The 10,851-nt window shown below is 70.1% G+C and carries 14 protein-coding genes and 3 tRNA genes; 2 read left to right on the top strand and 15 right to left on the bottom strand.

Features of this window, described 5'->3' with window-relative positions; genetic code table 11:
- From ACTHMS_RS10130 to ACTHMS_RS10085, 10 genes are all read right to left on the bottom strand, one after another.
- Window positions 1-297: TadE family protein (locus ACTHMS_RS10130; RefSeq protein ID WP_440306537.1), on the bottom strand; the 297-nt coding region annotated here is incomplete at its 3' end.
- A 5-nt stretch (window positions 298-302) separates the two neighbouring features.
- Complete coding sequence (locus ACTHMS_RS10125) at window positions 303-524, bottom strand: hypothetical protein (protein ID WP_440306536.1); 222 nt, start codon at window positions 522-524, stop codon at window positions 303-305.
- A 68-nt stretch (window positions 525-592) separates the two neighbouring features.
- Window positions 593-1,516 carry a type II secretion system protein gene (locus ACTHMS_RS10120; protein WP_440306535.1) on the bottom strand — a complete coding sequence of 308 codons (924 nt, stop codon included), beginning with the start codon at window positions 1,514-1,516 and terminating at the stop codon, window positions 593-595.
- Window positions 1,513-2,481 (bottom strand): type II secretion system F family protein, encoded by a 969-nt coding sequence (locus tag ACTHMS_RS10115; protein ID WP_440306534.1) that lies wholly within the window; start codon window positions 2,479-2,481, stop codon window positions 1,513-1,515. The genes ACTHMS_RS10120 and ACTHMS_RS10115 overlap by 4 nt, the downstream gene beginning before the upstream one ends.
- 1 nt (window position 2,482) lies before the next feature.
- Window positions 2,483-3,895, bottom strand: coding sequence for a CpaF family protein (locus tag ACTHMS_RS10110; RefSeq protein ID WP_440306533.1), 1,413 nt, complete (start codon window positions 3,893-3,895; stop codon window positions 2,483-2,485).
- Window positions 3,892-4,779, bottom strand: a complete 888-nt coding sequence (locus ACTHMS_RS10105; protein WP_440306532.1) for a MinD/ParA family ATP-binding protein — start codon at window positions 4,777-4,779, stop codon at window positions 3,892-3,894. The genes ACTHMS_RS10110 and ACTHMS_RS10105 overlap by 4 nt, the downstream gene beginning before the upstream one ends.
- Window positions 4,776-5,456 carry an SAF domain-containing protein gene (locus ACTHMS_RS10100; RefSeq protein ID WP_440306531.1) on the bottom strand — a complete coding sequence of 227 codons (681 nt, stop codon included), beginning with the start codon at window positions 5,454-5,456 and terminating at the stop codon, window positions 4,776-4,778. The genes ACTHMS_RS10105 and ACTHMS_RS10100 overlap by 4 nt, the downstream gene beginning before the upstream one ends.
- Window positions 5,457-5,528: 72 nt before the next feature.
- Window positions 5,529-6,299, bottom strand: a complete 771-nt coding sequence (locus ACTHMS_RS10095; RefSeq protein WP_440306530.1) for a hypothetical protein — start codon at window positions 6,297-6,299, stop codon at window positions 5,529-5,531.
- Between the two features lie 125 nt (window positions 6,300-6,424).
- Window positions 6,425-6,841 (bottom strand): hypothetical protein, encoded by a 417-nt coding sequence (locus tag ACTHMS_RS10090; RefSeq protein WP_440306529.1) that lies wholly within the window; start codon window positions 6,839-6,841, stop codon window positions 6,425-6,427.
- 425 nt (window positions 6,842-7,266) lie between these two features.
- Window positions 7,267-7,482 carry an excisionase gene (locus ACTHMS_RS10085; protein WP_440306528.1) on the bottom strand — a complete coding sequence of 72 codons (216 nt, stop codon included), beginning with the start codon at window positions 7,480-7,482 and terminating at the stop codon, window positions 7,267-7,269.
- 190 nt (window positions 7,483-7,672) lie between these two features.
- Between ACTHMS_RS10085 and ACTHMS_RS10080 the strand changes: the two genes are divergently transcribed.
- Window positions 7,673-8,320, top strand: a complete 648-nt coding sequence (locus tag ACTHMS_RS10080; RefSeq protein WP_440306527.1) for a hypothetical protein — start codon at window positions 7,673-7,675, stop codon at window positions 8,318-8,320.
- A gap of 6 nt (window positions 8,321-8,326) precedes the next feature.
- Here the strand turns inward: ACTHMS_RS10080 and ACTHMS_RS10075 are convergent, their stop codons facing one another.
- Window positions 8,327-8,962: a potassium channel family protein gene (locus ACTHMS_RS10075; protein ID WP_440306526.1), complete on the bottom strand. Its 636-nt coding sequence runs from the start codon at window positions 8,960-8,962 to the stop codon at window positions 8,327-8,329.
- 209 nt (window positions 8,963-9,171) lie between these two features.
- On the opposite strand from ACTHMS_RS10075, the gene ACTHMS_RS10070 reads away from it, so the two are divergent.
- Window positions 9,172-9,690 (top strand): MerR family transcriptional regulator, encoded by a 519-nt coding sequence (locus ACTHMS_RS10070; protein WP_440306525.1) that lies wholly within the window; start codon window positions 9,172-9,174, stop codon window positions 9,688-9,690.
- A 303-nt stretch (window positions 9,691-9,993) separates the two neighbouring features.
- Here ACTHMS_RS10070 and ACTHMS_RS10065 read toward each other — a convergent pair.
- The 4 genes from ACTHMS_RS10065 to coaE form a co-directional block, all read right to left on the bottom strand.
- Window positions 9,994-10,068, bottom strand: a tRNA-Val gene (locus ACTHMS_RS10065).
- Window positions 10,069-10,101: 33 nt separating this feature from the next.
- Window positions 10,102-10,172, bottom strand: a tRNA-Cys gene (locus tag ACTHMS_RS10060).
- A gap of 25 nt (window positions 10,173-10,197) precedes the next feature.
- Window positions 10,198-10,270 (bottom strand) — tRNA-Gly (locus ACTHMS_RS10055).
- Between the two features lie 38 nt (window positions 10,271-10,308).
- A partial coding sequence (gene coaE, locus ACTHMS_RS10050; RefSeq protein ID WP_440306524.1) for a dephospho-CoA kinase occupies window positions 10,309-10,851 on the bottom strand: 543 nt, incomplete at its 5' end.

Genomic DNA, 10,851 nt, shown 5'->3' with positions numbered 1-10,851 from the left:
GTACTCCTCGCCGCGCTGTTGCCCGTCGGCGGCGGTGGCGTGGTAGCTGCGGGCTTCGCGCAGCGCGTTCTGTGCGGCGGCGGCGGCGAGGTGGCGGGCGTGCCACAGCATCACGTACTGGATGACGATCATCGTCGTGAGGACGACGACCGGGATGACGATGACGGCCTCGAGCGCGCCGAACCCGCGGTCACCGCACGCCCGCCCCTGACGCCTTCGGCGCCCTGGGCGTCGTGATTGCGCGTCGGCTGCTGCCAGTGCAGCGGGCGCGGCGGCGTGCGGGTGGCGGCGCGGCATTAGGGTTACTGGACCTTGACCTTGTTGGCGCCGTCTTTGGCGGTGTTCATCAGGATGGTGGCCACGACGATCGCGGCGACGATGATGACGCCGGCCAGGCCGACCCACTCCAGGGTCGTGAAGCCTGCGTCGTCGTTGATGCCGTCGTCGTTGATGCCGTCGGGGTCGCGCCGGAGCTGGCGGACGCGGGCTTGGGCCCAGATCCAGATCATGGCCAGTTCGTTCATGGGTGTCCCTTTCGGTTCGGTGCTGCAACGTTCGTTGAGGTGCGGTGTGTCGAGGCTGCGGTGGTGGGTCAGAGGCGGATGACGGCGAAGGCGGGGTAGCCGACGAACACCATGAACCCGACGGCGATGAGCAGTTGCGCCAGCCGCATGGACTGGTTGCGGGTGGCGGCGTGGCCCTCCTCGGCGGCGAGGCGTTTGCGGCGCAGCGAGGCGGCGCGGGCGGACAGGGTGCGGCGCACTTGGGCGCCGTCGTCGGAGACGTTCTTGATCAGGGAGCCGAGTTCGCGCAGCTCCGGCACGCCGATTCGTTCGCCGAGTGCAGCCAGAGCGAGCCATGGGTCGTCGCCGGCGAGGCGGGCGTGCACGAGCGTCTCGCGGATGAGGAGCATCGACCAGGTGCCGCCACGGCGGGCGGCCTGCGGCAGCGCGGTTTCGGCGGCGGCGTAGCCGGCCATCTCGAGCGAGACCAGTTCGAGGAAGACGGCCAGGTCGTCGGTGAACTCTTCGCGGCGGCGGCGGGCCAGCTTCCGGACATCGACGTCCGGGGCGACGAACAGGATCACGGCGACGATCGCGGCCAGCAGCAGCGGTGCGCCGGCCGGCAGCTGCAGTGACGCGGCCGGTGGGGCGGCGTACTGCCACCAGCCCACCAGCAGCAGGGAGAGCAGGAAGCCGCTGACCGCGGCGAGGACCTTCCGGCCCATCAGCACGTCGAAGCGGGTGCCGGTGACAGCGAGGTCGTGCTGTAGCGACCGGTAGGTGATGCCGTGCCGGGCCAGCTCGGCCACGACCCGGGCACCGAGCTGCGTCCGCCACGAGCCCGCACCGGGGTCCAACGGTGCGGTGCTGACGCGCGGTTGGTGGGCGGCGCGGAGGTGGGCGTCGTAGCGGCCTAACCCGACCAGCGGGCTGGTGCGCCGTGGCACGAGCAGCCAGATCAGCGCGAACAGGAGGGCGCCGAGCGCGGCGCCGAGGAGCAGCATCGCAGTCACGACCCGACCACCTCAACAGGTGTGGCCGCCGCCGGTCCTGGGGTGGTGGCGGTGAGCATGGCGACGATGCGGAGCTCGTCGGCGTCCAGCGGCGCGTCAGCGTTCGGGAGGAAGCGGGACGGGGCGCGGCCGCCGGCCAGCGAGCGCAGCCAGATGAAGGCGGTCGCGAACAGTCCGAGCACGACGAGCAGGACGAGCTGGCCGGTGACGGTGGCGTAGGGGCGGGTGTATGAGCCGTTGCCGAACAGCACCAGGAAGGTCGCGACGCCGATGACGATGCCGAGCATCAGCTGGACCGCCCGCCGGTCACCCGCTCGGCCGGCGCTGATCTTGCGGCGCAGGTCGAGGTCTTCGCGGCAGGCGACGGCGAGGGCGGACAGGACGTCGACCAAGCCGTCGCCGCGTCGCTGCACGTTGTTGATCAGCGCGGCGATGATCATGTCGCCGGCGTGGTCGAGTTCCTCGGCCAGGCTGATGAGCGCGTCGGCGAGCGGGACCCGGGTGTGCAGGCGGCCGACCAGTTGCAGCAGCGCAGGCCGGATCAGCGGGTGGGCATGCTGCGCCGTCGCGGGGATGGCTTGCTCGAGGCCGGCGCGGGCGGCGGTGGTGTCGCGCAGCGCCTCGGTCCAGGTGGTGAGTGCTTCGAGCCGGGCGATCTGCAACTGCTCGGTCCGTGCGCCGCCGGCGAGCGCCGGCCACGCGACGAACAGGCCGGCCAGTCCGAGGGCGGCGACGGGCCAGCTGGTCACCGCGATCACCAGCACGCCGACCAGCAGCCCCCCGCCCAGGCGGAGTAGCAGCATCGGTGACCGCTGCTGGCCCACCCAGGCACGGATCCGTCCCGGTGGCCGGCTCGGCTCGATCGGGGTGCCGCGGACGCCGGCGATCAACAGCAGCACCGCGCCGCCGAACGTCGCGCCGAGCAGCGCGGCCGCCGCGACCACCGGTGGGCTCGCCAGGTTCATGTCACCACCCGCTCCCCGACGGCAACGGCGGGATCGACGAGGCCGCGGCGCGGCCGTCGATCACGTCGCGGTAGCCGGCCGCGGCCAGCCGTCCCGCGCGGCGGGTGGTGAGGGCGATTTCGGCGTTGCGGGTGGCGCGGCCATCGACCGGGGACTCCGCGAAGATCGCGTTGCGGGCAACCCGGGCGCCTTGCAGGCCGCTGATCTCGAGGATCTGCGTGACGCAGCGACGGCCGCCGAGCGTGGGGTTCTTGGCGATGAAGACGACGAAGTCGATGGCACCGGCCATCAGCGCGTGCGAGACGTCCGGGGTCAGGTGTTCGTGCTGCTGAGCGTAGGTGCTGATCCGGTTGAACACCTCGTCGGCATCGCGCGCGTGGATCGTCGACAGCGACCCGTCGTTGCCCTGCGCCATGGCCGACAGCATCTCCACGACCTCGGGACCGAGGACCTCGCCGACGATCACCCGGTCCGGGTTCATGCGGCGGGTGCGACGAACCAGGGCGGCGATGCTGACCCCACCTCTGCCCTCCCCGTCAGGCAGCACCTCCTCGAGCTCGACGACGTTGTCGTGCAAGCGCGGGTTGCGGCCGAGACCGAGCTCAAGGGCGCGTTCCACCGTGACCAGGCGTTCGCGCGGATCCGCGCAATGGGCCAGTGCTCGGAGCAGGGTCGTCTTGCCGGCGTCAGTCGCGCCACCGACGACGATGTTGCAGCGGGCCCGGACCGCGGCACAGAGGAAATCGGCGACCTCCGCGCTCATCGCGCCATGACTGACCAGGTCCGGCGGCACCTCCCGCCCAGCCGGCGCGGCCGCCTCGGCCAGGTCGCGGCGCAAAAACATGTCCGGGAACCTGTTCCGCCTGATCGACAGCGCGGGGGCCTCCGCGGCGATCATGATCGCCGACAGGCGAGACCCGTCGGTCAGCCGCACGTCCAGCTCCGGGGTGGCACTGGAGAACGGGCGGGCGTTGATGCCGGCGTAGGAGCCGAGATTGGCGATGATGTCGACCAAGTGCTCGTTACTGACCGCGACCGGCCGCCAGCGGCGCGGCCACTGCTCGCCGGCGTAACTGACCCACACGTCGTCACAGCCGTTGATGTCGATGTTCTCCACCAGCGGGTCCTCGAGCAGCTCCTGCAGCTCCCCCGCCCCGTACATCGCGGCGAAGATGGCCGCCCGCAGCCGCGTGTCGACGCTCGCGTCCGGCACCTGCTCGCCCGCGGCGAGCCGGTCCTGCATGTGCTGGCGAACGACCTGCCGGATGATGCTCTGCGCCTGCTGCTGCTCATCGGCCGGACTGCGGTCCGCGTCGCCGCGCGCGGCCCGCTGCTGCCGGTCAGCGATCTGCAGATCCGCGACCCGGCGCTGCAACGCCCGCACCAGCGCGTAGTCCAGCGGCTCCCCAGTCACGCCGGCCACCCGACCTCATGCCCCGCCCGCGTTCCCGTCGACGCAGCGCCCATCGCCGGGATGTCGTCGACCGGGGGCGCCGCATCGCCGTCCGCGGCGTCGGCAAGGGCGGGGAACCATCCGGTGAGCGCCGCTGCGAGGTCGCGCGCGGACCGCAGCAGCGACGAGGCCAGCAGCCGCTTCGTGACCGGCCCGGACGTGAGCTGGGCGACGGCACGGTCGTCCAGCGCCAGATAGCCGAGCACCGGGACAGTGGCGGTGAGCGGTTGGCTCACCAGCGCCTGCTGCGCCTGACTCGTCGCGTATTTCGCGTCGCGCGGCGGGCAGACCACCGCGACGACCAAGGCGCTCCAGCCGCGCGGGCCCGGTCCGAGGCGCGGCGCCAGCGCGCGGGCGCGCTCCCGCAAGTGGTACAGGTCTTCCCGGGTCGCGGCCCGGGTCACCAGTAGCACGCCTTCGGCGCCGGTCGCCAACGCCTGCGCCGCGTGGCCGGCCTGCAGGCGGCCGAAATCGGCGAGCACGGTTCCCGGCCACCGGCGGGCCAGGTCGGCGACCTGCGGCCAGAACGGTGCCAGCGCCGTGAGTCCGTCCGCCGCGAGCGGCGACGTGATCACGTCAAAGCCCAGGCTGGCGGGTTGCGCGTGCCGCTCGAGCAGGTCCTCGGTCACGCCGTCGCGCAGCCCCGCGACCAGCGAGGTCAGGGTGCGGTCGACGGCCAGCTCGCCGCCGTCCCTGCCGTCGGTGCCGCGCAGCCGCAGCGCGAGGTCGCCGCCAGACGGGTCCGCCTCAAGCAGCACACGCCGGCCTGGCCACGCGACGCTCAGCGCGGTCGCGGCCGTCGTCACGCCGGGCGCGCCCTTGTCCGCACAGATCGCGAGGATCACGGCGCCACCTCGACCAGCGCGATGCTGCCGGCATCCGAGGCGGCGGCGATCTCGGCCGCGGCGGCGCGCGGCACCACCAGCGTCGCGAGCGTCCCGCCGGTCTGCGACGCGTCGCTGACTGTCGTGAACACCAGCGCCGACCCGGCCAGCAGCCGCGGCGCCGGAGAGGGCGTCGCCGCGGCCGCGTTGTGGTCGGGCAGTTGCAGCACGTCGACATGTGCGCCGTCCGGCAGCCCGGTGGCCGGTAATTGTCCTGGCTTCAACGCCACGCCGACCATGGCCGACCCCGCCGGCAGAGGGTTTGTCCGCGTCAGCATCGACCGTTGAAGCAGTGTCTGTGGCAGGAGATCGACGGTCGCGACATGCCCGACCACATCGTCGAGGCCGTTGGCGCCGATCGCGGTGACGTCCCCGGCAACGTTGACGACCGTTATGTCGCCGCGCGTCAACGGATGCCCGGCGGCGACTCGCTTGGCCACCATCAGCACCGGCGTCTTCGATCCGGCCTGCGAATACAGGTAGGCCGAGACTGCGGCCAGCCCCACGATCAGCATGACCGCCAACGCGATGAATCCCGGCCGTCGTTGCCGCGTCGGCAACGCGACACCGACCCGGTCGGCACCGGCCGGTGTGCGGCCGTTGACCGAGGCTCCCGGCAGTGTTGACGTCGTCGGCATCTCAGCGCCACCCCCATCCACGTCCCGCGGCGCCGCGAGATCGGTTGCAGAGACGTCGGCGCTTTGGTCCGCTCACGACCTAGCCCCGCACCCGTGGGATCCGCAAGTGACCGTCTGGATTTGCAGGACGTTGAGCCGGCTGCTCGTCGAGGTGGACCGCTGAGTCAGAGTGCCGGACGAGTTACCCGAGCCCGTCCACGTCAGCCGCCAGCTGATTGTCTGCGTCGCCGTGAACGGATGGTCGTAGGCCGGGCCGCTCATGCGCCGGTAAATGTGGGTGCAGGCACCCGGCACTGCCGTGTTGCCGTCCGCCTCGACCCACGGCATTCCCGGCCCGCCGCACACCGCGGCCGGTTCTCCGTCGCCCGGGTCAACGGTTAGCGTCACCGGTGTCGCGACCACTGTCGCCCACACCGCACCGGCTCGCGCGGTCGCGGTCAACGGCCGCCACGTCGACGGGTCCGTCCAGAAATAGGTCACCAGGTTGACGTAGGTGAACCCGAACCCGCGATACACCAGATCGTTGTCGGGAGACCGCGCACCCGACGGCGACGGCAGCCGGAACCCGTCGGCCGCACGCTGCGCCAGCGTCGCCGGATCAGGCGGTACCACAGTCGGCGGCAACGCCCCACAACCATTCTTCACCAGCAACGCGTTCAAGGCGTCGATCGGAATGGCCCCGAAGTACTGAGCGTAAAGGTTCAAACACTGCTGACCGGTGTTGTCTACGCACTGCTGATGTAGGTAACCCGGGTATTGAGCGCAGGGATCAGGAGCGTTACCCCCACCCGACGACTTCCCGCCGCCACCCGGCTCGCCGGGATCAGTGACGATCACGATCACACAGGACGGGTCGCCCGGTCGACAGACCGGTGTACCGCTCGGCGGTGACGCGTCCGCCAGCGTTTCGAATGGTCCAAGAAGACAAACAGCGACGGCAATGAGGACCGCTGCAGCAAGCGGTCGCTTCACGGCTGACATGTCTTGCTCGCGTCAGTCGAAATTGTGAAGACCTGCCACGCTCCTGACGGCTTGAACAGACTGATCTTGTTCGCGTACGGCGGCGGCACTTTCGGGGTCGGTTGCGGCACGCGCTTGCCCGTCGCGACGTAGTACGGGGCTTCGGGGTCAACAGAAGAAATCAAGCCGCAATCTCGAAGCACAACTTCGGGCAGATGGCCGTCCAGGTGGACCGATATCACCGTCACTCGAGGAGTGGCGGGCGTCCCTCGGTACGCAATGCCTTGTGCTCGAGCTTGCGTAAGCGTCTGCTGAAAGACCACTCGGGCCTGGCCGTTTGCGTAACGATTGATCGACGCCATGTTTGCGGTCTTCGGGTGTCTGAACGCAGCGATGCTGGCCGAGTTCAATGCGAGGTACGCCATTACCGCTGGCTGAGCCGCGCCGTAGTCAGGCGGATTCCACGTCGCTGAAGGCGCAGGTTTGCTGGAAGTGTGGGTCTGCGACGGCGGCGGCGTGGCAGACGAAATCCCCGTGTCGGACGGCGGCACCGATTGCGTCCGGACGCCTGCGCTGCTCGTACACGCCGCGCAGCCGACCAAGGCGACGGCGATCGCAACTTGCGAACCTCTGCCGCTCATCGGTCAAATCCCCCTATTCCGGGCGGGATGGCGGAAGCTTCCATCGGCCGTGCACGGAAGTCAAGGCACCCCGAGCCAGGACGCAGATCTTCACACCTCGAGGCCGTGCGCGCCTGTCGAACCGTCTCGACGAGCGACGGTGACGCGACTCCCCCGCTTCGGCGCCGCGTCACCGCCCCCCTCTTGCCGGTCGGACACACGGTGCCGACCTAACCGGCGGCGTCGTACGCGCCGGTCGCCAGGAACGCCTCGAACGGTTGACGAGGGATCCGGATGACCCGGCCGACTCGCACGATCGGGGTCGGCCAGGCGTTCGTGCGGATCAATTGGTAGGCAAGCGTGCGGCCGATCCCCAGCGCCTCCGCGGCCTCTAAGACGGTCATTGAACGACGCGTCTCCATCGTGTTCGACTGTTCGCGGGTCATCGCGACTCCCTTCCTCGCCCCCATAGGTGAAAATGGGCCGTTCCGCGGACCTCCGAGGTTTCCGACGCCGCACCGGCGCGAGGCCCACCGGACGTGTGCAGGAGCTGGCGAGCATCGTCGCAGCGGACCCTCAGCGGCCTTCGGCGATCCTGCTCAACACCCTGATCACCAGGCGAGAGGTCGAGCCGGCATGAAGCGAACCGTCCGCAGCAGCATCGTCCTTGCTGCCGCCATGACGCTCACGCTCGTCAGCACGGAGGCCGCGTTGGCGGCCATCCCCTACGGACCTGGGCCTCAGCGCACGTACACGGTGCAGCCGCAGCCCGCGCCGGGCACCTGCCACTACCGCCACACCTCGACTGGCCAGCCGCTCCCCGACGTCCGCTGCAACCCCGGCGCGCTCAACCCGAAAGTACGGCAGTCCACACTTGCCGCGACCATCTGCCACACCGGCTACACCACGACCATCCGGCCGCCCGAGTCGGTCACCGAGCCGGAAAAGAAGCGCGACGCCGCCGCCTATCACTACACCGGCCTTCTGTCGTACGCCGAGTATGACCACCTGATCTCGCTTGAGCTCGGCGGTGACCCGAACTCGCCGAAGAACCTCTGGGTGGAGCCGCCGTCCCCCGGCCACACCGCCAGCCAAGGCGTGCGCAACCCAAAGGACTCAGTCGAGAACTGGATGCACACCCGGGTCTGCTACGCCGTCCATCTCGCCTCGAAACACCAGGGCAGCGCCACCTACTACCTCCCCCTCGCCCGCGCGCAGCAGCTGATCGACAGCAACTGGACCACCGCGAAGACGCTCGCCCCGCGGTACTACGTACACGCCTGACCGGCGCTACCCCGCAGTCACGTCACGCTCGGCGGCCTCACCCGATCGGACACCGTTCGAGCCGGAGACGCTGTTCGCAAGCAGGGTACGGAGCGCGGCCAGTTCCGCCCGGAGCGCTTCGAGGTCAGCCCGCGTGGCAGCCTGCTCCTCATCCGCGACATCGCGGACCCGGTCGATCAGCCACGAGGCGAAGGTCGCCGTGACAACACCGATCAGCGCGATCCCGCCGATCATCAACCCGGCGGCGACGAACCGGCCCTCCGTAGTGACCGGGTACCGGTCGCCGTACCCGACCGTCGACACGGTGGCGGTCGCCCACCACAACGCGTCGCCGAACGTCTCGATGTTTGCCTCAGCACGGCCGCGCTCCGCGTCGAGGATCGCCAACGACGCACAGAACAGCAGGATGGCCGCCGACCCAGCGACGTACAGCACCACGCGGCCGCGGAGGCTGTCGGCGCCGCGGCGGTTCAGCAGGCGGAGCAGCATCAGCAGCCGGACCAGGCGCAGTGGCCGTAGCGCCGGTAGGGCGATCATCGCCAGATCGTGCAGATGCGTCCACAGGTAGCGCCAGCGCCGTGCGAGCCACAACCGGGCCGCGAAGTCGGCCGCGAATGCCACCCAGACGACGAGTTCGACCACGGCCAGCGCCGTGCCCCCGCCGTGGCTGAGGTGCCGGTCCAGCACATCGACCGCGTACGCAACCAGGACCCAACGGCCAGGATCGCAAGCGGCCACTCCGTCGCCCGCTCCCAACGCTCGACATCGCGTGCCACACTGCGCACCCTAAGTGACCAGACCGACCGGTGATCGTTGTGGATGGCATGAGCTCTGCTGAGCACCAACGGCCGTTGCCCCCCGAGCTCGCCGACGCCTTCGCTCGACTGCGTCAACTAGAGCTGCTGACCGACCGCCGTCAGCACCGGCAGCATGCCGTCCGCCGGGCGTCAGGGCGGCTACTCCTCGCCTGCGTTCTAGAGGGGTGGCGCGTCACCGAACTGCTCCACCCTGCCGGGATCGGGCACCGTACGGCCAACTATCGCATCGCCGAAGCGCGACAGCGTGGCGGCCAGGTGGGCCTGATGGTGCCGGCGCCACCGTCGATAACCCGGCCCGTCGTGGCGCGGCGAGTGAAGCCGCGGCGTGACCCGGACTGGCTGACCCTTGGGGAAGCGGTGAGGCACACCGGCGCCGCCGGCGTCACCATCAATGTCTGGGACAAGCGCGGGCTGCTGCCGAACACCCGCCGCCTCACCGCGCGCCACTTCCTCTACAGCCGGGCTGATCTTGACCGGATCACGGCCGCGCCGAGGACCAACCGCGGTGTCGACCGGCGTGCCCTCGCTGCGTCGCTGGGCATCGCGAGCTAGCTGGTGCGCCACTCACGGCTCGACGGTGGAACCGCGACTAGAGGACGGGACGGCGCTGGGGGTCAACAGCGGATGGCCGCCTTGCAATCGAACAAGCGGCAGATGCGCAAGGCGCACTGCCTGAGAGAGTCCACAGGTAGCTGCGGCCTCTCCTCCGACGTCGACCACCCTCGCCGAAGCGGGTCGCACCGTGCCATCCCGGGTTGTTCAATGCCGCGCAGGAATAGAGCAACATTTGAGCAACAAGTGATCTTGCGTCTCATACCCGAGAAGCACGAAGGCCCCGGAAACCGGGGCCTGTAGTGGTGGGCGATACTGGGATTGAACCAGTGACCCCTACCGTGTCAAGGTAGTGCTCTCCCACTGAGCTAATCGCCCGTATGTGAGCCGTTGCCGGCTGCATTGTGTGCGAGGTGGCGACGGGATTTGAACCCGTGTACACGGCTTTGCAGGCCGTTGCCTCGCCTCTCGGCCACGCCACCGCGTGAGGCCGTCAGGCCCCCTCCGAGCGGACGACGGGATTCGAACCCGCGACCCTCACCTTGGCAAGGTGATGCGCTACCAGCTGCGCTACGTCCGCATTCGGTCCGGGGCCATCGCCCCGTGCCTCGAAGAACTCTACTGGACGGCCGAACCGCCTTCCACACCACCCCTGCGGTCGGCGAGCCGCTGCCAGACGGCGTCGACCTGCGCGTGCAGGTCGTCCAGCGACCCGTTGTTGTCGATCACCTCGTCGGCCACGGCCCGGCGCTGCTCGTCGGTCGCCTGGGCGGCGATCCGGGCGCGCGCGTCGGCCTCGGGCATGCCGCGTCCCTCGAGTCGGCGCAGCCGCAGGTCCTCGTCGGCGAGGACGACGATCACGACCTCGAACCCTGCGGCCATGTTCGACTCGACCAGCAGCGGCACGTCGTAGACGACGACGGCGTCCGGCGGCGCCGCGGCCATGAGTTCCGCGGTCCGCGCGCCCACCAGCGGGTGCACGATGGCGTTGAGGTCGGCGCGCGCCTGCTCGTCGTTGAAGACGATGCCCGCGAGCCTCGGCCGGTCGAGCGCGCCCGCTGCGGTCAGCACCTCGGGACCGAAGCGGTCGACGACGGCGGCCAGTCCCGGCGTCCCAGGCTCGACGACCTCGCGGGCGATCGCGTCCGCGTCGATGATCAC

It is taken from the genome of Jatrophihabitans sp. (assembly GCF_051960575.1).
Taxonomy (GTDB): Bacteria; Actinomycetota; Actinomycetes; order Mycobacteriales; family Jatrophihabitantaceae; genus JBQCEE01.
This window is presented reverse-complemented; position numbering and strand designations above follow the sequence as displayed.

Excerpts from the sequence above, each read along its gene's own strand:
- ACTHMS_RS10100 (WP_440306531.1), bottom strand. The coding sequence starts at position 5,456 with ATGCCGACGACGTCAACACTGCCGGGAGCCTCGGTCAACGGCCGCACA.
- ACTHMS_RS10090 (WP_440306529.1), bottom strand. The coding sequence starts at position 6,841 with ATGGCGTACCTCGCATTGAACTCGGCCAGCATCGCTGCGTTCAGACAC.
- ACTHMS_RS10085 (WP_440306528.1), bottom strand. The coding sequence starts at position 7,482 with ATGACCCGCGAACAGTCGAACACGATGGAGACGCGTCGTTCAATGACC.
- ACTHMS_RS10125 (WP_440306536.1), bottom strand. The coding sequence starts at position 524 with ATGAACGAACTGGCCATGATCTGGATCTGGGCCCAAGCCCGCGTCCGC.
- ACTHMS_RS10080 (WP_440306527.1), top strand. The coding sequence starts at position 7,673 with ATGAAGCGAACCGTCCGCAGCAGCATCGTCCTTGCTGCCGCCATGACG.
- ACTHMS_RS10115 (WP_440306534.1), bottom strand. The coding sequence starts at position 2,481 with ATGAACCTGGCGAGCCCACCGGTGGTCGCGGCGGCCGCGCTGCTCGGC.